The 20683-nt window shown below is 47.0% G+C and carries 24 protein-coding genes and 1 pseudogene; 23 read left to right on the forward strand and 2 right to left on the reverse strand.

Features of this window, described 5'->3' with window-relative positions; all coding sequences use genetic code 11:
* Positions 1–89: 89 nt before the first annotated feature.
* From DT065_RS01310 to DT065_RS01390, 16 genes are all read left to right on the forward strand, one after another.
* On the forward strand, positions 90–542 hold the full coding sequence (locus tag DT065_RS01310; RefSeq protein WP_227002687.1) for a hypothetical protein: 453 nt from the start codon (positions 90–92) through the stop codon (positions 540–542).
* Between the two features lie 16 nt (positions 543–558).
* Complete coding sequence (gene yqhY, locus DT065_RS01315) at positions 559–972, forward strand: lipid-modulating alkaline shock protein YqhY (RefSeq protein WP_114370185.1); 414 nt, start codon at positions 559–561, stop codon at positions 970–972.
* Between the two features lie 31 nt (positions 973–1003).
* Positions 1004–1432: a transcription antitermination factor NusB gene (gene nusB / locus DT065_RS01320; protein WP_114370187.1), complete on the forward strand. Its 429-nt coding sequence runs from the start codon at positions 1004–1006 to the stop codon at positions 1430–1432.
* Entirely contained in the window at positions 1413–2270 is an 858-nt protein-coding gene (gene folD / locus DT065_RS01325; RefSeq protein WP_114370189.1) for a bifunctional methylenetetrahydrofolate dehydrogenase/methenyltetrahydrofolate cyclohydrolase FolD, read from the forward strand. The genes nusB and folD overlap by 20 nt, the downstream gene beginning before the upstream one ends.
* The gene (gene xseA / locus DT065_RS01330; protein WP_227002688.1) at positions 2257–3639 is read left to right on the forward strand and encodes an exodeoxyribonuclease VII large subunit; all 1383 of its coding nucleotides are present in this window, start codon (positions 2257–2259) and stop codon (positions 3637–3639) included. The genes folD and xseA overlap by 14 nt, the downstream gene beginning before the upstream one ends.
* Positions 3629–3886, forward strand: coding sequence for an exodeoxyribonuclease VII small subunit (xseB, locus tag DT065_RS01335; protein WP_257791143.1), 258 nt, complete (start codon positions 3629–3631; stop codon positions 3884–3886). The genes xseA and xseB overlap by 11 nt, the downstream gene beginning before the upstream one ends.
* Before the next feature lie 166 nt (positions 3887–4052).
* Positions 4053–4946, forward strand: a complete 894-nt coding sequence (locus DT065_RS01340; protein WP_227002689.1) for a polyprenyl synthetase family protein — start codon at positions 4053–4055, stop codon at positions 4944–4946.
* 229 nt (positions 4947–5175) lie between these two features.
* On the forward strand, positions 5176–7065 hold the full coding sequence (gene dxs / locus DT065_RS01345) for a 1-deoxy-D-xylulose-5-phosphate synthase (protein WP_114370191.1): 1890 nt from the start codon (positions 5176–5178) through the stop codon (positions 7063–7065).
* A gap of 43 nt (positions 7066–7108) precedes the next feature.
* Positions 7109–7906 (forward strand): TlyA family RNA methyltransferase, encoded by a 798-nt coding sequence (locus tag DT065_RS01350; protein WP_114370193.1) that lies wholly within the window; start codon positions 7109–7111, stop codon positions 7904–7906.
* Positions 7907–7970: 64 nt separating this feature from the next.
* A complete protein-coding gene (gene ahrC / locus DT065_RS01355; protein ID WP_114370195.1) occupies positions 7971–8420 on the forward strand; it encodes a transcriptional regulator AhrC/ArgR in 450 nt (149 codons plus the stop codon).
* Between the two features lie 166 nt (positions 8421–8586).
* Positions 8587–10299, forward strand: coding sequence for a DNA repair protein RecN (gene recN / locus DT065_RS01360; RefSeq protein ID WP_114370197.1), 1713 nt, complete (start codon positions 8587–8589; stop codon positions 10297–10299).
* A gap of 158 nt (positions 10300–10457) precedes the next feature.
* Positions 10458–11693: a SpoIVB peptidase gene (gene spoIVB / locus DT065_RS01365; protein ID WP_114370199.1), complete on the forward strand. Its 1236-nt coding sequence runs from the start codon at positions 10458–10460 to the stop codon at positions 11691–11693.
* The gene (locus tag DT065_RS01370) at positions 11662–12033 is read left to right on the forward strand and encodes a hypothetical protein (RefSeq protein ID WP_114370201.1); all 372 of its coding nucleotides are present in this window, start codon (positions 11662–11664) and stop codon (positions 12031–12033) included. The genes spoIVB and DT065_RS01370 overlap by 32 nt, the downstream gene beginning before the upstream one ends.
* Before the next feature lie 366 nt (positions 12034–12399).
* Complete coding sequence (gene spo0A, locus DT065_RS01380; RefSeq protein WP_114370205.1) at positions 12400–13191, forward strand: sporulation transcription factor Spo0A; 792 nt, start codon at positions 12400–12402, stop codon at positions 13189–13191.
* Positions 13192–13335: 144 nt separating this feature from the next.
* Positions 13336–14307 carry a tyrosine-type recombinase/integrase gene (locus tag DT065_RS01385; RefSeq protein ID WP_227002690.1) on the forward strand — a complete coding sequence of 324 codons (972 nt, stop codon included), beginning with the start codon at positions 13336–13338 and terminating at the stop codon, positions 14305–14307.
* Between the two features lie 215 nt (positions 14308–14522).
* A complete protein-coding gene (locus DT065_RS01390) occupies positions 14523–15449 on the forward strand; it encodes a helix-turn-helix domain-containing protein (protein WP_114370207.1) in 927 nt (308 codons plus the stop codon).
* Between the two features lie 276 nt (positions 15450–15725).
* Here the strand turns inward: DT065_RS01390 and DT065_RS01395 are convergent, their stop codons facing one another.
* Positions 15726–16319 carry a site-specific integrase gene (locus DT065_RS01395; protein WP_227002691.1) on the reverse strand — a complete coding sequence of 198 codons (594 nt, stop codon included), beginning with the start codon at positions 16317–16319 and terminating at the stop codon, positions 15726–15728.
* A gap of 74 nt (positions 16320–16393) precedes the next feature.
* Between DT065_RS01395 and DT065_RS19210 the strand changes: the two genes are divergently transcribed.
* The 6 genes from DT065_RS19210 (at position 16394) to DT065_RS01415 (ending at position 18788) form a co-directional block, all read left to right on the forward strand.
* The gene (locus tag DT065_RS19210; RefSeq protein WP_227002692.1) at positions 16394–16588 is read left to right on the forward strand and encodes a hypothetical protein; all 195 of its coding nucleotides are present in this window, start codon (positions 16394–16396) and stop codon (positions 16586–16588) included.
* 161 nt (positions 16589–16749) lie between these two features.
* Positions 16750–17148, forward strand: coding sequence for a hypothetical protein (locus DT065_RS01400; protein WP_114370209.1), 399 nt, complete (start codon positions 16750–16752; stop codon positions 17146–17148).
* A 13-nt stretch (positions 17149–17161) separates the two neighbouring features.
* On the forward strand, positions 17162–17383 hold the full coding sequence (locus DT065_RS18695) for a hypothetical protein (RefSeq protein ID WP_160112352.1): 222 nt from the start codon (positions 17162–17164) through the stop codon (positions 17381–17383).
* 7 nt (positions 17384–17390) lie between these two features.
* Positions 17391–17636 carry a hypothetical protein gene (locus DT065_RS01405; protein ID WP_114370211.1) on the forward strand — a complete coding sequence of 82 codons (246 nt, stop codon included), beginning with the start codon at positions 17391–17393 and terminating at the stop codon, positions 17634–17636.
* A 140-nt stretch (positions 17637–17776) separates the two neighbouring features.
* A complete protein-coding gene (locus DT065_RS01410) occupies positions 17777–18109 on the forward strand; it encodes a hypothetical protein (protein ID WP_114370212.1) in 333 nt (110 codons plus the stop codon).
* Between the two features lie 22 nt (positions 18110–18131).
* Complete coding sequence (locus tag DT065_RS01415; protein ID WP_114370214.1) at positions 18132–18788, forward strand: hypothetical protein; 657 nt, start codon at positions 18132–18134, stop codon at positions 18786–18788.
* A gap of 743 nt (positions 18789–19531) precedes the next feature.
* Here DT065_RS01415 and DT065_RS01420 read toward each other — a convergent pair.
* Positions 19532–20146, reverse strand: coding sequence for a hypothetical protein (locus tag DT065_RS01420; RefSeq protein ID WP_114370216.1), 615 nt, complete (start codon positions 20144–20146; stop codon positions 19532–19534).
* A gap of 417 nt (positions 20147–20563) precedes the next feature.
* On the opposite strand from DT065_RS01420, the pseudogene DT065_RS01425 reads away from it, so the two are divergent.
* A pseudogene (locus DT065_RS01425) lies at positions 20564–20650 on the forward strand (sporulation transcription factor Spo0A); the annotation flags it as partial.
* Between the last annotated feature and the right edge of the window lie 33 nt (positions 20651–20683).

A 20683-nucleotide genomic window follows, 5' to 3' on the forward strand; every position in this document is an offset into this window, starting at 1 on the left:
ATTCCTGGCTTCCGATGTCTGACTTCCGGAATTATGGGCGCTTAACACCGGGATAAAAGCACCGTACTAGTAAGGAGAGGTCCGATTATATGGAGTGGAACGATTTGACGGAAGGTGCCAAATCCGTTTTGGAACAAACCCGCAATTTAAAAAATGACCATATCCAAATTGTGGAATTCGAAGTTGGATATGAAGAAGAAGCCTCTGAAGATCATCCGTATCCTGTATCTATTCAGGAAGAGGACTACGAGAACCTCAAGAAGTTCACAAAAGAAAATGAGTACAATGATCATTACCATATGGCAAGAAATAAAAACATGGTAAAAATTATTTTACTGGAAAATAAAAAAATCCCAGATAATCTCTCGGAGTTTCCGGTCTTTCGCCAATACCGAATGGATCGTTTGCGAGAAGAACGGGAAAGGCTTGCGGCAGAACGGGAAGCGGAAGCACAGGCTGAACGGGAAGCCGAAGAAAACCCTGAACAGGAAGCGGAAGCACAGGCAGTCGAGGAAAATGGTGAAGGTACGGAACAATCCTAAAGGGGGGCAAGGTGTAATGAGCGAATATCAAATGCTCGATATCGAAGAACAGGAAAATGATTTGGGAAAAGTGGAAATATCCCCGGAAGTGATTGAAGTGATTGCCGGGCTTGCCGCATCTGAATTAGAGGGCGTTGCAGCGTTGCGCGGAAATATAGCGACGGATGTCGCTGAGCGTTTTGGCAGAAAAAACCACGGGAAAGGTGTAAAGGTAGAGCTTGGAAACGACGGTGTCGTCATTGATGTTTCCATCGTTGTCCATTATGGAATATCTGTCCCCGACGTTGCCAATCAAGTGCAGCGAAACATTCAGCAGGCATTGGAAACAATGACTTCCATCGCGATGGATACGATCAATGTTCACGTAGTGGGAATTTATTTCGAACAACCGGAAGAACAACAAGGTCAAATGGAACAAACGACCGAGTAATGGATCCGAATACAAGTCGAGGTATCGATATATGAATCGAAGACTGGCAAGAATACGGGCGGTGCAAGCGCTGTATCAAATAGAAATGACCGGCATTGAATGGAAACTCGCGCTCCAATCGTCAATGGACGATGAGGAAGAAGCAGATGATTATCTTTATGATGTTATTCCCGGCGTTCTCGCGGTACAGCCGAAGATCGACGAACAAATTGCAGGGCAGCTGGAGCATTGGGCATTGGAAAGAGTGGGGAATGTCGATCGTGCCGTCTTGCGTCTGGCTGTCTATGAAATGCAGCATCGGGAAGATATTCCGGTAAATGTGGCACTTAATGAAGCGATTAATACTGCGAAGGCATTCGGCGGAGATGAAGCCGGCAAATTTGTCAACGGGGTTTTATCAAACCTGCGAAAAGCGCGTGGATTGGGGGCAAAGAGCGAGTATGACAGCGAAGATCATTAGCGGCAAAGAATTATCCACACAATTGCGAAGCGAGTTGGCTGAGGAAGTCCCGGAATTAAAGGTGACGCCATCGCTCGCGGTTATTTTGGTTGGGGACGACCCGGCATCGCACAGTTACGTGCGAGGGAAGGAAAAGGCTTGTAAAACTGCAGGTATTCACTCGATTGTAAAACACCATCCTTCGTCATTGCGGGAAGATGAATTGATGGCTGAAATCGATGCTTTAAATAAAGACAGCAGTGTACACGGCATTTTAGTTCAGCTGCCGTTGCCGGATCATATATCCGAAAATGCCGTTATCGAAAGGATTGCCGTAAACAAAGATGTGGATGGCTTTCATCCGGTCAATGTCGGGAAATTACTGACAGGAAAAAAAGCGTTTACGCCTTGCACACCACTCGGCATCATGAAAATGTTGGAAATCAGCGGCGTTGATCCGAGAGGCAAGCACGCGGTCGTCGTTGGCAGGAGCCAACTCGTAGGCAGGCCGGTGGGGCAACTTTTGTTGAATGAAGATGCCACGGTGACCTATTGCCATTCGAAAACGAAAGATCTGGCCTCGCATACGAGCCGAGCGGATATTCTCATCGCTGCTGCCGGACGAGCAGGTATGATCGATGAAACCCATGTTAAAGAGGGCGCGGCTGTCATTGACGTCGGCGTGAACCGCGTGGAGAGTACGGGAAAACTGATCGGTGATGTACAGTTTGAACAAGTGAAAGAAAAAGCAGGATGGATCACGCCCGTTCCGGGTGGCGTCGGCCCAATGACGATTACCATGCTTTTACATAATACGGTGGAAGCCGCTCGAGGGACGATGGTCAATGATGAATCCTGACCAGCGTTATCTTTCCGTGACACAATTAACGAGACAAATCAAAGGATTAATTGATGAAAGCCCCCTTTTGAACGACGTTTTTTTACGGGGGGAAATTTCGAACTTTAAGCATCACAGCCGTGGCCATATGTATTTCACGATCAAAGATGAAAAGGCGCGAGTGTCAGCCGTTATGTTCGCCGGTAATAATCGCGCCTTGCGCTTTCGGCCGGAAAGCGGAATGAAGGTGCTCATTCACGGGAATGTGTCCGTCTATGAACCGTATGGACAGTATCAGTTGTACGTACGCATGATGGAGCCGGACGGGATCGGACAATTATATCTCGCTTATGAACAATTGAAAAAAAAGTTGGATGCGGAAGGGTTGTTTCACGCATCCAGAAAACGACCGCTTCCCAATTTTCCTGAACATATCGGAGTGGTCACTTCTAAAACCGGTGCTGTTATCCGTGACATTTATACAACGGTAAGGCGAAGGTACCCGCAAGCTTCCATTTCGCTTTATCCGGTCGCCGTTCAAGGACCTGAAGCAGCTCCGGGCATCGTTCGCGCGTTAAAGCAGGCGAACATTGATGACAACGATGTTTTAATTGCGGGCAGAGGGGGAGGATCCATCGAAGACCTGTGGGCGTTTAACGATGAACAGGTTGTCCGTACAGTTGCCTCCTTAAACACTCCGCTGATTTCCGCTGTCGGCCATGAAACAGATGTCACATTGATGGATTTTGTCGCAGATGTCCGGGCGGCTACACCGACAGCCGCCGCCGAGATCGCTGTTCCTTCGCTCACCGAATGGCAAGAGAAGGTTTCCGCTCAAAAAAATCGATTGCAACAAATCATGCAACAAATCGTTTATTCCCAAAAAGAGAAATTGGCTTATATAAAAAACGCGTATGCGTTTCGTTATCCGGGACAACTGCTCAAGCAAAAGGAGCAAGAACTCGATCGAAACCTTGACCAATTTCATCGCGCCATGCAAACACGTATGCAGCTGCAACGACAACAGGTAGATGAACAGCGCCGACGTATCGCGTTGCTAAGGCCGACGCATCTGCTCGAACAGAAAAGGCAGTTGCTTGAAACAGGTACGAAGCAATTGGAAGACCATTTTCAGCGATTGTTGGAGAGTAAGGAAAATCGGCATGAACGTTTATTGGAAAAGCTAACCCTTCTTAATCCTATGGAGACATTAAAACGGGGATACACCGTCACGTACCGGGATGAACAGTTGGCAAAAACCGTTGATGGCATTGATGTAGAAGATGAACTACACATTTATTTCCAAGATGGTTATGTGAAAGCAGAAGTAACGGATAAAGGAACCGAAACATTTGTCATTCATAAGGGGGATACAACCGGTGGAAGATGAAAGAAACGAAGAGCCGGAAAATAAGCAGACGTTTGAAGCAGATATGAAAAAACTCGAGTATATTATCCAGCAGCTTGAACAAGGAGATGTCCCTTTGGAAAAAGCCATTGAGATGTATCAAACGGGAATGAAGCTTTCCAAACGTTGCCATGATCAATTGCAACGAGTGGAGAAGCAAATGGACCGCATTGTCAACGAAACGGGAGAAAGTTTTCCGTTGGAATTGGAAGATAGTCAGAGCAATTAAGCTAGGCTAAAGGTTGTAAAGGATTGAAAAAGGAAGGTGAGCGTCTGCACAGACGTTTGCAGGATATGCTTTGAAAGGAGAGAAACAGACTTTTGCGTTCCCTCCCATTTTTCTATGACCAAGTGCCAAAAAAGTGGGCTTCCGCGCATCTAGTTCTGGTTTTGGAGTGACAAAAGAAAGACTCGATCAGTTGGTTGAAGCACATATTCCGCCCCTGGCGAACAACTTAAAAGCGCACGTGGAAGCATTAAACGCACCGATCCAATTAAAAGAAGCGATGCTTTACTCGTTAAACACGGGGGGGAAACGGATTCGTCCATTGCTTTTGATCGCGGTTGCCGGCAGTTATAAGCCTGTAAACGAGGCAGTGTATAAACTAGGAGCTGCCGTTGAAATGGTACACACGTACTCGCTCGTCCATGATGATTTGCCGAGCATGGATAATGACGATACGAGACGAGGCAAGCCGACGAACCATAAAATATACGGGGAAGCATTAGCGATACTCGCAGGGGATTCACTTCTCACAGAGAGCTTTTCCCTGCTCACTACCATCAATGAACAAGAACTGACTCCGCGGGATGCTTTATATCTAATCCGACGTTTAACGGAAGCGAGTGGGGCGACAGGAATGGTCGGGGGTCAGGTGGCTGATTTGGAAGCCGAGAATCGATCGGTAACACTTGAAGAACTTGAATGGATTCATCGGCATAAAACGGCCGCCATGTTGACGTTTGCCGCAGAAGCAGGTGGGATTATCGGAAGCGCGCCTCCGGAAGATCTATCACTGCTCAGGCCATTCGCAGAAGAAGTGGGGATTGCTTTTCAAATTAAAGATGACATCCTCGATGTCGAGGGGAACGAATCATCGATTGGTAAGCCGGTGGGGAGTGACGAAAACAATGGCAAAAGCACTTATCCAAGTTTGCTCTCCCTCGACGAGGCAAAGCGTAAATTGCGCAGTCATATGGAAAAGGCTGAGCGCATGTTACGGTCGCTTTCAGTGCCCGCCCCCGATCTTTTTTCTGTCCTCTCCTATATTGAGCATAGAGATCGATAAAGTGAAAATCATATCACGAATTTAGAAAGTGCTGCCGTACAGGTAGCATTTTTGTTTTGTTAGAAGTAAAATAGAAGCACACATTGTTCCAGTACAAATTTTTAAATGGGATAAAGGAGGACGAAGACAATCCGAAAGGATGATTTGTAAACGACCGGTCGCATGTTCTATGATATAAAAAAGGTTTACTAATCAGTAGACAGATTTAAACGAAAGCGAGGGTTTGCGCATGGATTTGGAAACCATTCAGAACCCTGGGTTCCTAAAAAGTTTATCACGCAAACAATTGGACGAGCTTGCCGAAGATATTCGTTCGTTCTTAATTTCAAAACTATCCGTTACAGGCGGACATTTGGGGCCGAACCTGGGTGTTGTAGAGTTAACGCTTATGCTCCATAAACTGTATGATAGCCCGAAGGATAAAATCATTTGGGATGTCGGACACCAGACATATGTTCATAAAATCCTGACGGGGCGAGCGAACCGTTTTGATTCGTTAAAGCAATTCCGGGGTTTGTGCGGATATGCGAAACGAGACGAAAGTGAACACGATGTTTGGGAGGCGGGCCATAGTTCAACCTCCCTTTCTGCAGCGATGGGAATGGCTACAGCCCGGGATTTGAAAGGCGAAGATTTCAACGTCCTTCCCGTCATTGGAGATGGAGCGCTCACCGGGGGCATGGCGTTGGAAGCCATGAACCATATCGGCCATGAACAAACGGACATGACCGTTATTTTGAACGATAATGAAATGTCCATCGCGCCCAACGTTGGCGCCATGCATAATATGCTCGGTCGTTTGCGTACAACAGGCGGCTATCGCAGAACGAAAGAGGATCTTGAGTACTTTGTCAAAAAAATTCCGGCCTTCGGCGGTGCGTTAAGCGCGACAGCCGATCGATTGAAAGGTAGCCTCAAATACTTGCTCGTCTCCGGTGTTTTTTTCGAGGAAATGGGTTTTACGTACCTCGGACCGATCGATGGACACAACTTTGATGAGCTTCACAGCAATTTGACCTATGCAAAACGTACGAAGGGCCCTGTGCTCCTGCATGTAGTTACAAAGAAAGGGAAAGGGTACAAGCCCGCCGAAGAAGACGCGAGCGGAGCCTGGCATGGCCCCGGACCGTACAAAATAGAGTCCGGAGATATGATAAAGAAATCAGGTCCGCCTGCATATAGTGCCGTTTTTAGCGATACACTCGCGAAGATCGCGGAAAAGGACGATCGGCTCGTCGCGTTGACAGCGGCAATGCCGGGCGGGACGAAACTCGATAAATTTGCAAAGAAATTCCCGGAACGAATGTTTGATGTCGGAATCGCGGAACAGCACGCCACAACGATGTCCGCCGGCCTTTCCACCCAGGGAATGAAGCCTGTGTTCGGTGTGTATTCCACGTTTTTACAAAGGGGATATGATCAGCTCGTTCATGATGTATGCCGTCAAAATTTGAACGTTGTCTTCGGTATTGACCGCTCCGGGCTCGTCGGCGGAGACGGCGAGACCCATCAGGGTGTCTTCGATATCGCTTATCTCAGGCATTTGCCGAATATGAAGATCGTCATTCCGAAAGATGAGAATGAGTTGCAGCATATGATTCATACTGCCGTCGCCAACGATGCCGGTCCAATGGCTGTTCGTTTTCCGCGCGGGAACGGACTAGGCGTGGAGATGGATGAGGAATTAAAGCTCTTGCCTATCGGTGAATGGCCGGTGGAACAAGAAGGAAATGATGCCGTGATCCTCGCGTTCAGCACGATGTTGCCGATTGCAAAAGAAGCGGCTGCACAGTTGGAAAAACAAGGGATCTCCACTCGTGTCATAAATGCCAACTCCGCGAAGCCCTTGGATGATAAACGGCTGGATCAAATCGCCCATGAAAACATTCCGATTCTCACGATGGAAGAAGCTGTTTTAAAAGGTGGCTTCGGAAGCGCCGTTCTCGAATATTTAAACGATCAAAACCATACAGGCTTGCAATTAAAACGAATGGGCCTTCCCGATCGTTATATCGAACACGGGGACCCCAAAAACTGGTATGAAGAACTGGGACTTACAGCGTCTGAGGTTGCGAAGTCCATTAATGAAATGGTTCCTAGAAAGAAACAACGCGCATGAAAAAAAGGAGTAGAGCTGCAAGCAATTGCAGCTAATATTGACAATGAAGAAAAAAGAGCGAGCGGATGTTTTACTCGTTGAGAAAGGGGTACTCTCGACACGGGAAAAAGCGAGGCGGTCGATTATGGCCGGCCTCGTTTATACGGAGGAAGAACGTATCGAAAAACCGGGCATGAAGTTGGATCCTGATCGCCCCCTTTATCTGAAAGGTGATATCCATCCATACGTGAGCAGGGGTGGACTCAAACTTGAAAAGGCGTTACAAGTCTTCCCGATTAAGATGGAAAGCAAAATCGTGCTCGATGTGGGCGCCTCTACGGGGGGGTTTACCGATTGCGCGCTTCAACACGGAGCAAAAAGCGTGTATGCCGTTGATGTCGGCTACAATCAGTTGGATTGGGGATTGCGTTCCGACCCACGCGTGCATGTGTTGGAGCGCCTGAATTTCAGGTATGTCAAGGCGTCGGAATTTGCCCATGGGGCCCCGGATGTTGCTGTGTGTGATGTGTCTTTCATTTCATTGAAACACCTTTTGCCTAAGATGAGTGAGGTTTTATCTGAGCATGGAGAGGCATGTGTTTTGATCAAACCACAATTTGAAGCAGAGCGAGAAGAAGTAGGCAAAAAGGGAATCGTTCGCGACCGATCGATTCACTCACGTGTCATTGAAGCCGTGATGAAAGCAAGCATTGCATCCGGGTTGCAACCGTCCGGGTTGCATGTGTCGCCGATTACAGGCAGCGGAGGAAACATCGAGTACTTGCTTTATTTGCGGAAGTCGAAGGAAGCAAAAGCCATTCCCGTGGAATGCATTGCCAAAACGGTGAACCCTTCCTCTTGAGTAGCATAAATATACATTTACAGGTATAATCAAGGCAACGCTACATTTTTATGGGGTGGATGCCATGACAAAGGGACAACGTCACGTAAAAATACGTGAGATTATAAATGAACAAGAAGTAGACACCCAAGAAGAACTCGTTTTTCAATTACTGGAAACAGGATTTAACGTAACTCAAGCGACCGTCTCCAGAGATATCAAGGAATTGCATCTCGTAAAAGTGTTGACCCAGGACGGTCGTTATAAATACAGCCTCCCGGCAGACAGACGCTTTAATCCCGAAGAAAAGCTGAAGAAGCATCTTTTTGACAGTTTCGTTAGCATTGATTACTCCGATCATTTAATTGTGCTGAAAACATTACCCGGAAATGCCCACGCGATTGGAGCATTGATCGATAACTTGAACTGGGAGGAGATTATGGGGACGATCTGTGGGGATGACACAATCCTTATTATTTGTAAAAAAGCAGAACAATCTCCAGCGCTTACCGACCGAATCTTGGGGATGCTTTAAATGGTACAGGTATGTCGGATCATGGGAGAAGAAAAAATTTGGCAATGTGCCAAGTTTTTTTACACTATCAGAAAGAATAAATTGTTCGGATGATAGTATAAGAAAGACTTTGACTTTCGCCATCCTTGGCGATAAGTCAAGTTTTTCTAAAAAGAAGGTGTTAGGATTGCTCGAAGAACTGACGATTCGAAATTTTGCGATCATCGAAGAACTGACGATTCCATTTGGATCAGGATTAACCGTGCTTACTGGGGAAACGGGAGCGGGAAAATCGATCATTATCGATGCCCTCGGTTTGTTGGCGGGCGGTCGCGGTTCTGTAGATTTTGTGCGCCATGAAAGTAAAAAAGCGGAAATCGAAGGTCTGTTTATCGTGTCAAGCGACCATTTGGCCTATGAACGTATGGCTTCTGCCGGCATCGAGTGTGAAGAGGGAATGATCGTTTTAAAGAGAGAGATCTCCCGAAAAGGAAAGAGCGTCTGCAGAGTCAACGGGCATCTGGTTACCTTAACGACGTTGCGGTCGATTGGACAAACATTGGTGGATATCCATGGGCAGCATGAACATCAGGAATTGTTACAAATGGACAAGCACAGTGGATTGGTCGATGCATACGCGGATTCGACATTGTCTGCGTTAAAATCCGAATATGAAGATCGCTATGAAAAGTATTTGTCGATTAAAAATGAATTGCAACGTTTACGGAACAGCGATCGTGAAAATATTCAGCGGCTTGACCTCATTCAATACCAACTGGAAGAAATTGAACAAGCAGCATTATCCGAACCCGATGAAGAACAGCAGTTGGAACAAGAACGCTATAAATTGGCACATGCAGAGAAATTATACGAGCTCCTGCAATATGCCTACACCTATTTACATGATGAGGGCAAAGGGTTGGAATGGATCAGAGAATCCGCCGGCCATCTGAAAGAGGCTAGCGATATTGACCCTGCATTAGTTCAAACGAGCGAACAAGTGGATTCCAGTTTTTATATGATTGAAGAAGCTTCTTATTCCATCCGGGAACACATCGATCAGCTCGACTTTGATCCGGCGCGTTTGGAGCAAATCGAAAGGCGCTTGGATGAAATCGACCAACTGAAACGAAAGTACGGGGGATCAATTACAGAAATATTGGCCTTTTCCGAAGAAATCGCCGAGGAACAAGAAGCACTTGTAAATTTGGATGAGCACATCCGCCAATATGAAGAGGAATTAAAAGAAAAGGCCGCGGAGCTTTTTTCTGCAGCAAATGCTCTTACAGCGGGAAGAAGAGAAGCTGCAAAAACGCTTTCGGAAGCAGTTGAACGCGAACTGGCTGATCTGTTTATGGAGAAAACGCGATTTTCCGTGGCTTTTCAAGCTCCATTTCAAGGAGAAGAAGTGCAGAGTGACGGTCAGGTAAAAACATTTACAAAAGACGGGCAAGAACGTTTGGAGTTTTATATGTCGCCTAATGCCGGAGAGCCTGAGAAACCTTTGATAAAAATTGCCTCAGGCGGCGAAATTTCTCGAATTATGCTCGCGCTCAAACGGATATTGTCAAATTCATCGCAACGGACAGCGTTGATTTTTGATGAAGTGGATACAGGGGTAAGCGGACGGGTCGCGCAAGCCATTGGAGAAAAAATTGCCGCGATCGCCAACGCTGAAACCCAAGTGCTTTGCATCACCCATTTGCCGCAAGTCGCGGCGCTGGCATCGACGCATATGCATATAGCCAAAGAGGAAAAAGAAGGACGTGTACACACAACGGTAACCGATCTTGACGACACTGCACGTGTCGATGAGTTGGCACGTATGCTATCGGGAAGCGAGGTAACGACAAAAACGCGAGAAAACGCGCGTGAACTTTTGGATCTTGCAACATCATGACATGATCTGTCATGGCATCTTGATACTGCCATGAATTCGCAAAGCCGACCAATTAAGGTCGGTATTTTTATTTGTCGCAAGTTATAATCCGACTCCCGCAAGGCAACATTATAAGTACGAACGCTATGTGCGGGCGGGAGTGAGGAGTGTGAGCGAGGGTGAAATCCGACAAAAAACGAAAAATAATAGGCGCGATCTTACTCATTGCTGTCATGAGCCTAGGATTTTTGCAGCCGGTACAATCGTGGATACAGCTTCCGGATCAACTTACAATGATGCCCGGTGAGGAGACCTCCGCCATAGAAAGCTTCGAATCGAAAGTACCTTCGATGTTTTCCGTAGAAGATAAAAAAGAAGATGCGATTCAGGTGACGGCGGGTTCTACACCGATCAAAAATATAACGAAAAACAAGGAGCCAAGAGTTGAGGTTACCCCGGGAGGGCAGTCCGTCGGCGTGCGGTTAAGCGCACAAGGTGTCATGGTTGTCGGTTTCCACGCGCTTCATACGGAACAAGGACAGCAATCGCCTGCGGAAGCGGCAGGAATCCAAAAAGGGGACATTATTGTCAAGATCGATCAGCAACCGGTGGAAGATTTGACAGAAGTCACGTCAATCTTACGTTCCCCGGATACCTCGAAAGCCATTCAAATCGAACTTATACGTAATGGAGAAAAAGTAGAAAAAACCGTCCAGCCAAGCATCAAAGCTTCCGAGGACGCCAAGCAGTTGGGGATGTACATTCGGGACTCGTCTGCCGGTGTGGGAACAATGACTTTTTTTGATCCGGCCACGAGGCAATACGGAGCACTGGGGCATGTGATCGCTGATATTGATACAAAACGCCCGGTTTCCATTCATGAAGGAGAGATCACACGCTCATCCGTAAAATCGATCGAAAGAGGGAAAAGCGGGACACCCGGTGAGAAACAAGCATCCATAGCCAACAAACAAGAGGTGCTTGGCACGATTACGAAAAACAACACATTCGGCATTTATGGGCAATTAAACAAAGGACATGATTTGGGAAATGAAGGACAGGAATCGATGCCAATCGCGTATGCGGAAGAAGTAGAAGAAGGACCGGCGAAAATTATGACCGTGGTGGAAAACGAAGAAGTTGAGGCTTTTGATGTGGATATTATCCGTTCAAGTCCACAAAAACACGCGGCGACCAAGGGGATGGTCTTAAAAGTAACCGATGACCGTCTTCTTGAGAAGACTGGGGGCATTGTGCAGGGAATGAGCGGTAGCCCGATCATTCAAAATGATAAAATCATCGGTGCCGTTACCCATGTATTTGTGAACGATGCAGCCACAGGATACGGTTCTCATATCGAATGGATGTTGGATGAGGCCGGCATTGATACGGAAGAAAAAAGAAAGGCAAGCTAATTCGAGGCTGCTGAAAAAGGAAGTATTTTTTCTGTTCCAAGGGGTTTCGCTTGAATTGCAAGAGAAAAATCCAAGAAAAAGTGGTCCCTCACTGCTAAACTCTTGCCCTTATGCTCAAAATGCGAAGGATGGCGCTTCAATGGCGAAAACTTTTGTGGAAACGGATGAGCCAAGGCCCCGAAGCGCTTGTCTTGCACGAGGGGGGAGTGGCTGGAAATCAATGATAATAATCGATATAGTGCGTTACTCGATAAGTCAAGTCTTCAACGGAATGGAAGCTGGCGCTGGATTGATTAGAGCACGGACTGGAAATGCTAAACCAACAATTCAATTTGATTGAGCCATGAGCAGCTTTCGGTGAATCGGAGGCTGCTGCTTCGGCTTCTCAGCACTTCTATGCTCTTTTGTCATGCCGATGCTGTCTTTTCTTCGGCTTAGTTGTTGCGTTTCGTTTTCTTTTTCATACCGAAGCCAAGTGTGCCTCGGCTTCCGAGTACGCCTTTGCCCTCCTTTCATGCCAATGCCATCAAAGGCGAAAAGAATTTTCGACAAAAGAGCGTCATAATGATTCGTTTTGGAAAGAATTTTGACGGATTTTTATAGATAATAAAGTAAATTCAGTTATTTGATTGATTTTCTTTTCAATTTATGGATAATCAAGTATGAGGGATTTGGGACAAGTTAATTTCGAAGGAGGAACAATGAATTGGAACCAATCAAAGTTTGTATTGCTGATGATAATCGCGATTTAGTGCAAATGGTGGAAGAATATGTATCCTTGCAAGACGATATGGAAGTTTCCGGAGTAGCTTACAATGGCAAAGACTGCTTGCAGGTCGTAGAGGAGAAGCAACCGGATGTACTTATTCTTGATATCATCATGCCATATCTTGACGGCCTTGCTGTTTTGGAACGATTACAAAATAATAATGGGGAAAAATTGCCGAAAGTTTTAATGTTAACCGCGTTTGGACAGGAAGATGTAACGAAAAAGGCGGTGAACCATGGTGCTGCTTATTATGTGCTAAAGCCGTTTGACATGGACATGCTGATTGATACGATTAGGGACCTCAGCGGCCAACCGGATCCACAAGTCACAGTATCCGGGAAAAGCAAAGAAATGGGCAATGTGAAACAACCAAGCATCAACTTGGACCAACGCATCACCGGCATTATACATGAAATTGGTGTTCCAGCACATATTAAAGGGTATATGTACATGCGGGAAGCGATTACAATGGTGTATAACAATATCGAATTGCTCGGTTCGATCACGAAAGAATTGTATCCGGATATTGCCAAGAAATACAACACAACGGCCAGCCGCGTAGAAAGAGCGATTCGGCACGCGATCGAAGTTGCCTGGAGTCGTGGAAACATTGACTCCATCTCCCATTACTTTGGGTACACGGTAAGCATGTCCAAAGCTAAACCAACGAATTCCGAATTCATCGCGATGGTCGCCGACAAATTGCGGATTGAACATAAGGTGAGTTAAGCGCCTATGTGGCGGGGTTTTCAACGAATAATCAGACGGTAAATTTCTGTTTGTTTTGCCGGTAAATACAATTTACTTGCCGACAAACACGGAAAGGAACCTCCTATGTATCGGATGTATCCGGTATGTGGGAGGTTTTTTTGCGTGTTTAGAGATATTGACGTTAAGCTAGACGATTTTATGTTGCATTGTGAAAGCAAAATGTTGTCACGGAAAACAATGGCCAGCTACGAGCAATCGGTACGGCTGTTTGCGCATTACTTGGAGGACGTGAAAGGCGTTACGAATGCGAAAGACGTTAAGACAGAACACATACGCGCCTACATCAAGTATTTACGAGAACGCGGCAAGTACACCGTCGTTAGCGAAGAATTTACGCGAGAGGCCAACAGCCCGCAAAATAGGCCGGACATTGGCAAGGAGATAAGCGACGCAACCATAGGAAATTACGTGCGGAATCTTAAAGTGTTTTTCCGTTATCTCAAGGAAGAACGCGAAATTAAAACCAATCCGGCGAAGCCCATCGAAAATATTAAACCGAGTCGCAAGAAAAAACAACTGTTAAGCGAGCAAGAATTAAAAGCGCTGATGCGTTCGTTTGATATTACATCATTTTATGGCTACCGATCATATACCATCACGCGCTTGTTATTGGATACCGGGATGCGTATAGGTGAATGCCTTGATTTGGTTCCCGACGATATTGATTTTAAAAATAAAGCGATTCATGTGCGGAATCCCAAAAACAAAAAAGAACGGTTCGTATTTTTTTCGCCGAAATTAAAACAGGAGTTAAGACGGTGGGTATATTACCGTGATCGGTATTGCGACAGTGAATTGTTATTCCCGACCAATCGCGGCACAAAACTTACTCCGTCGTCGTATGAAAAGACGTTGCGAGGTATCGGCCGGCAGTTAGGCGTTGATATTACGCCTCACCAGTTACGCAACAACTTTGCGAAATATTATTTGCTTAACGGCGGGGATATTATTTCGTTGTCGCGTATCCTCGGGCATTCAAATGCAGAAACCACGAAAGTTTACCTTGATTTTGACGAAGGTGAACTAGGCCAGAAATATCAACGACATTCACCGATGGACAAGTTGAATATTTAGAAAAATACGCACGCATTCGAGAAATAAAAATAAAAAAGGGGCGCCCGCCGCCAAACGGAACGCCCGACCGTGCGCCAACACGGTTCAAACCAAATAATTGTACGTTCATTGTACGCAAAAAAAGCGGCAATGTCAATATTCGGCAGGTATAACTTGCGAATCGAACGTACATTCGTTTATTGCGGCGGCGCTCCAAAACGAAGGAGCCGTTAAAAATGACGACACTAACAAACGCAGCACCGACAGAATACAAACGCTTATCTCATTTCGAAACGACCGACCAATTAAACGAAGCCGTACGCGCTAATTTGTACGCCCATAAACACGAACTAACACCGGCCGCAGTCGCCGTGTACGAATATTTACACCGTGCGTCGGTTAACAGCGCCCATTTAAGCGGCATCGGCGTACGGTGCGATAAGTATGCCACGATTGCGAAAAATACCGGTTACAGTAGCCGTACAATAAAGCGTGCCGTTAAACAATTGGTTGACCGCGGCATGATCGAGAGGCACGAAACAACACGCTCAGTGGGCGCCTGGCTAGGCGGAAGTGGGCATAATATCTATTGCGTCACCCCGAATGTCACCCCGTCCGTGACACCCCGCGAGGAAGCCGAAACAGTTGACGAAACAGGCGGTGAAGTGTCGAATATTGACGCGCAAGCAAGCGCTGTTAAACAAGCTAGTTACACATATAAAGACAAAGAGTCGAACGCGGGCGCGCGCGAGAACCGCCAGGACTTTTCGTTTAGTGAACGCTTGGAAGCCGCGCGGGAGTTGGAAAAGTTGGAACGCGCGAAGGCGAAGGAACGGATGAGCGACGGTGGGAAAGGTAGACAAAATCTTGGCAACCATAGAACTGACGGTGAGGTAGCGGAACAATCAGGCTTTGGAAACCGCGAAACTTACCGCCAAGCAAAGTACGTCGGCGAACACGCTGACGACCTAGACGCCACTTATGCACCCGTTCCGGAAGCATTCGCGGCACAAGCACGTCCATTCTTCGACGCCGTCACAACCACGAAGCTATACAAGCGCGTGCAGGCGGCATTTAAGCGCACAGGAGGGCTCGACCACGACCTTACGGCTATACACATCGGAAATCACGGCGACGCTGAAACGCTGCATATTTGCGCTTAAACAAGGCAAGTTGCGCGGCGAGTTTGCCGGTTATTTTTACAAGGCGGTCAAGAATGCGTTATATGATTGCTACGTGGAGGAGTTGCCGGACATTAGTGGCGACGTGGCCGACTTGCCGGCGTGGTTAAAATGACGCGCGCAAGGTGTGGCAAGAGTTAGGTTAAATCGGAACCCCAAGGTTCCAATCGAAGCATTACGCGCACGTGCGCAAGGTGTGGCGGCGAAATGTGTCACCTTTTTCACAAAAAAACCGCCGGTCAAGGCGGCCGTGCTTCGCTACAAATTTACTTGCGCATGTACTTCGTCAATTTGTTCTTGCTCTACGCCTATGTAGCGAAGTGTTTCGCGTTGGCTCGCGTGGTTCAACGCTTTCATAAGCAAGGGCATCGGCGTTCCGTTTTGGTAAGCGGCGTACGCCCAAGCCTTGCGCATTGAGTGTGTGCCAATAGCGCCGATTTTATCAGACAACCCGGCACGTTCAACGGCTTCATTTAGTATGTTGTACGCTTGCTGGCGGCTCAGGGCCTTTTTACCGCCGCCCTTTCGCGACGGAAAAGCAAAATCATCGTCGCTGGCATCAGCTGGAACAAGTTCCTTAACCGCCTTTTTAATCGCGTCATTAAGCGCAAATTTTTTCGTCTTTCCGGTTTTGCCCTCGCGAATTTGTACGTAGTCGCCGCGAAGGTCGCCAACTTTCAGCTTTAATAAGTCGGATACACGTAAACCGGAGTTTATACCGACGATAAAAAGTAAGCGATTGCGGCCGTGCAAGGATCGTTTAATGGCGTTTATGTACGTTTTCTTTTTAATCGGCTTCACTTCGCTAAAATTGACCAACTCCCACGATTTGTTAAATTCATCGTCGCGCAAAAAAGGGCGCCCTGTCAAGCGCCGTTCGATAATATTTCGTTTAATTGGTGAATGACTTCGCCCAAGAAAGAGAAATGCACACTGGCGGCGTTGCTGGCCGGCCAAAACTACACGACGGCGGCACCGGCGACGACGCGTTAGAACAATTACGTCAACGTACCGCGCGGCAACTTCAAGCCGCCTCGCCGTTACATAACGAAGTAGACGTTCGGCTTTTGCAAAATGGTGCTTACGGAGGGGCAGCAGGCGAATTTGTTTCGGGCTCTTGATAATGCGCATATAGCTGGCAGGAGTGGCGAAAGTGACGACGGTGCAGGCCGCCAAATTGTGAATTACAACGAGTTTAACACGCAATCACCTTCGCCGTGAACGCCTAGCGAAGTAGCGCGCCAACAAGAACGGATGATGAAACGTTGGGGGATGGAGTTCGATGGATAATGAAATAATTGCGCATTGTTTAGTAGCCATAACGGACACTGGCGCTGGTATTCACGTACAACGGCGTTTAGACGCCGGAAGTTACTCGCTTTATAAAGTTGGATCAGTTTACCTTGCGGACGACGACCGCGGCAAACGTCGCAAGTTTCTTGACCTTTTGCCGCAAATCGTGGCCGAGTTGCCGCCGGAAGTTACCCGCCTTCACATTGCGGGGCTTCACGGCTTCTTAAAGTCGGAAGAATTACGCAACAAGGCCAATGAAACCGTCGACATGCCCGTTAACGTTTACGGCGTGAATCACATCGCCAAAGAACCGCGGCAAGAGTTGCGGTTACTTGCGGAAGACGCCATTAGAGGACACGACTTGTTCGCAGTAATAAACGAATGGTGAAAGAACCGATAACTTGCGCAGTTGTATCGTAAAACAGCACGTTAACTACTTACCCGGTGCCACTAGTTGCGCCGATTACAAATTATTGGACGGCACGACCGGCGAAGTATTGACGAACAGAAGCGTTATTTTCCGTGACTTGCCGCAGTACATAGTTAAATTGCGAATATTCGAAGAAGCAACCGAACTAGCCCGCGAAGCTGGTTATGACCATATCATAAACGAAGGAGCCTAGCGATAAAATGAGCGAAATATACAACGAACTAAAAACGCAGTTGGCCGAAGCAAAGGAAGCCAAAAACGTGGCGGAGGTTGTGCGGTTGTCTAACGATTTAAAGCAACTAACGCCGCCCGACCCAGCCGACCAAAGCACCGACGACTTAAAAGCCGAATTACAGGCGGCATACGACGCCAAGAATTTTAGCGAGGTGGTGCGCTTAGATAACGACATCAAGTCGCGCGCCGCCCGTGACGAAAATGCGCAATAACATCTATATTGCCTACTGCGAGGGCGTTAAATATAGCGCCCTTAGCTGGCTTGTAACCGACGTAAACGGCACGCAAGATAGCGACGTGTACATAATCAAAAACGGCAACAAAAACGGCCAACGAGGCGCTGCATGACGGAATGCAAAGGGCGTTGCGACGTGTTGACAGTCGCGAAGGAGCCCCAATACAACTAACCGCGCACCTAGACGCGACCGCCGCCGAAGAAATTGGCTTCGAATTGCTGGACGTAGAAGCGCCCAAAAACCCGCAACTTTTCCGGCAGACCGTGCGCACGTTGGGCCGGTTTGATTCGTGGCAACTGGCCGCGTTTAGCGACGAAAACGACTTAACGGCGCCGGAGAGCGCAGTGATAGACGACGGGCTTGCCGCCCTGGACGAAGCAGTGACGCTAAAAGGGCGCTGGAACTTGCTTAAATACCGGTTCACACAACCGCAAAAACTAATTAATTAATTAACGAAAAGGAAGCGATAAAATGACAAACGTATATATTCCAAAAAATGTAAGCGACGCAATTAAAGACTACGACGAAATCAAAGCAGCACGTAGCGAAGCCGTGGCGACACACACCACCAAGGCCGAGCAGTTGGCCGACGAGTTGGCGCAGGAAAAGGGCAAGCTGACCAGTTTAATGGACGAGACTTTGCGCAACCCTACCGCGGCCAACGAAAAGAAAGAAACAGCTTGCCGCAAGCGCGTAGCCGAAATCGAAATGGCGTTGAACGGCGCACAGGAAAGGGCGAAGCGTGCCCGGCAAATGAACGGTGAAGACGAAAAGCAAGCCGCAATCAAGGCTATACAGACCGCCAAGCAAGCCGCCGATGACCGTTATAATGCCGAAGTTGATGACAAGTTAAAAGCGATTGAGTCGGCCAAACTAGCGTACTTGGAAGCGTTGAAAGACTACGGCCAATTGCGTTATGATTGCAAGGAACTAGTAAACGAAACCGCCCGGCAGACGAACAATAATTACCGCGATAAAGTTGGTAGCCCGCGAGCAGCTAATCATTCTATTGCGTGGAATCATCGCGACCATGCCGAAGCAGACGGCAATAAATATACGGTTTTTCCGGAAGAAATGAATAATGCGCTCGATCATCGAATCGTGAAAACGGACGGTAGAAAAGCGTAAAAACGAATGTTACACGGGGCGATTTTTTCGCCCCAAATTGCGCTTGATTTTCGATGTTACACGGCCGGTTTTTTGACGTTGAAATTTCGATATATTTACGCCCAAATTACGATGTTACACGCCTCGAGATTGAAAAATTATACGATAGTTTTTGACGGCAGATAAGCGCTATGCGAAGGGGGCGCTTGGGGGGTATACGCGGCCGTGTATATGCATACAAAACACTGCATAACGAACTTTACGTTTTCCCGTTTTGTTAAGTTCGATCACTTTCGAGAATGCCTTTAAATCAACGTTTTACTTACTTACTTTCTTTACGTTTACTTTTCGCTTTAATTTTATGCAATCGAAAACAGGCGAAGAATCAGCGTTCTTGTTCGTTGAATACTTCGCTTGACTTGCATAAAATAATGAATAACTATTCGCTTTGACCCTCGAGTTTCGGAAGGCTTCGCACGGCAGGCGAGGTGTGCAGGTATATGCGTACGTGTGCGTATGTATACGCGTGTATGTGTATAGGTGTGCGCATGTCAGCGTGCATGTATACGCGCCCACTGTACACGCAAGCCAACGCCACACCGCCGCCACGCTTGCGCCATTTGTAACGCATTGTCACGGGCGGCGGTAGTTTACAGTCCGGATACGAAATCGAAACCCGAAGAAGTTATGTAATTAAACGAAAAACCCGCGCTTTAATCGCACGGGGATTTTTTTTGCTTCACATTTCGTTTAGTTATTGAAACCTATTCTACTTCTGTAAAAGAAGTCGATGTGTTCAATTCTAATTGGTCGCCGGGTTCTGCTTGAAATACGTACTCGCTTTCCCGTCTTTCCCCCTCACCGAGAGTAACGCCAAAATTCGATCTACCAGCTTCATTACGTGAGAAGAAATTACCGCTACCTCCACCGTCCACCTCGGCTACGTATCGCCCAGGCTCCAAATCTTCGCCCACTTCATAATGACCGGCACTAAGCGTAATAGGCTCGTCCCCGATTTCGTTTAGTTCAGCTATTTCAGATTCTTTTTCGACTACCTCCTCCCCCAAGTCTTCGAGAATGCCTTCTTTTTCGTTTATGTCCTCCTCTATCTCTTCACGATCATTATAAATTTCAAGCGCCTCGTCGATTTCATCGCTTTTTTCCTCCGCCTCTTCGTCAAGACGGTTTATGTCTTGGACAATTTCTGAACGGTCGGACTTTAAATCTTCTATTTGTTCGCTTATCCCCTTTTTTTCTGAAACTAATTCCTCGTACCCATATTTTTCCTCTCCTATTGCGACACTTTCACTACTTTTCCCCAGGAAATACGCAGACACCGCTAAAACGATTGCTCCTACAATGATTAATACATTCTTCATAGTATCCTCTCCTTGGTTACATTTTCCTAAATATAAAGTGTCATTATATTAAATTTTTGTCAAGATTTCCGCCTTCGTTTATGTTGAGGAACAGGGGCTTAAAACGGCCACGCGAAGAACTTGGCGAAAGTGTCGAAGTTGAGATAGATTTAGAAAGTCCGCCCGGCGCTTAATTGCGCGGGGTTTTTTTCGTGCAGAGAATCGACATACAGCGAAATTAGTTTGCGCTTCATGGGTAACAGTCCGTTCGGTTACAAATTTGCGGGGAATTACAAATAACGCTTGTATTATCATATGCTTTCACGTATAATCATCCTGTAAATGAACGGTATTTTTTACCGTTAAATGTACGGATGCATACCAGTAAACATAGCACGATTATTCGCCCGTGAAACACGTGAAACGCCTGACATGCCGGTGAGCATGTCCAAAGCTAAACCAACGAATTCCGAATTCATCGCGATGGTCGCCGACAAATTGCGGATTGAACATAAGGTGAGTTAAAACGGTATAGTAAAGCCACGTCCTCCCATGTAT

The organism is Salicibibacter kimchii (assembly GCF_003336365.1).
GTDB lineage: Bacteria > Bacillota > Bacilli > Bacillales > Marinococcaceae > Salicibibacter > Salicibibacter kimchii.

What these genes read in the sequence shown, in the direction of transcription:
- DT065_RS01310 (WP_227002687.1), top strand. Translation starts at nt 90, where the DNA reads ATGGAGTGGAACGATTTGACGGAAGGTGCCAAATCCGTTTTGGAACAA.
- yqhY (WP_114370185.1), top strand. Translation starts at nt 559, where the DNA reads ATGAGCGAATATCAAATGCTCGATATCGAAGAACAGGAAAATGATTTG.
- nusB (WP_114370187.1), top strand. Translation starts at nt 1,004, where the DNA reads ATGAATCGAAGACTGGCAAGAATACGGGCGGTGCAAGCGCTGTATCAA.
- folD (WP_114370189.1), top strand. Translation starts at nt 1,413, where the DNA reads ATGACAGCGAAGATCATTAGCGGCAAAGAATTATCCACACAATTGCGA.
- xseA (WP_227002688.1), top strand. Translation starts at nt 2,257, where the DNA reads ATGATGAATCCTGACCAGCGTTATCTTTCCGTGACACAATTAACGAGA.
- dxs (WP_114370191.1), top strand. Translation starts at nt 5,176, where the DNA reads ATGGATTTGGAAACCATTCAGAACCCTGGGTTCCTAAAAAGTTTATCA.
- DT065_RS01350 (WP_114370193.1), top strand. Translation starts at nt 7,109, where the DNA reads ATGAAGAAAAAAGAGCGAGCGGATGTTTTACTCGTTGAGAAAGGGGTA.
- ahrC (WP_114370195.1), top strand. Translation starts at nt 7,971, where the DNA reads ATGACAAAGGGACAACGTCACGTAAAAATACGTGAGATTATAAATGAA.
- DT065_RS01390 (WP_114370207.1), top strand. Translation starts at nt 14,523, where the DNA reads ATGACGACACTAACAAACGCAGCACCGACAGAATACAAACGCTTATCT.
- DT065_RS19210 (WP_227002692.1), top strand. Translation starts at nt 16,394, where the DNA reads ATGCACACTGGCGGCGTTGCTGGCCGGCCAAAACTACACGACGGCGGC.
- DT065_RS01400 (WP_114370209.1), top strand. Translation starts at nt 16,750, where the DNA reads ATGGATAATGAAATAATTGCGCATTGTTTAGTAGCCATAACGGACACT.
- DT065_RS01405 (WP_114370211.1), top strand. Translation starts at nt 17,391, where the DNA reads ATGAGCGAAATATACAACGAACTAAAAACGCAGTTGGCCGAAGCAAAG.
- DT065_RS01410 (WP_114370212.1), top strand. Translation starts at nt 17,777, where the DNA reads ATGCAAAGGGCGTTGCGACGTGTTGACAGTCGCGAAGGAGCCCCAATA.
- DT065_RS01415 (WP_114370214.1), top strand. Translation starts at nt 18,132, where the DNA reads ATGACAAACGTATATATTCCAAAAAATGTAAGCGACGCAATTAAAGAC.
- DT065_RS01420 (WP_114370216.1), bottom strand. Translation starts at nt 20,146, where the DNA reads ATGAAGAATGTATTAATCATTGTAGGAGCAATCGTTTTAGCGGTGTCT.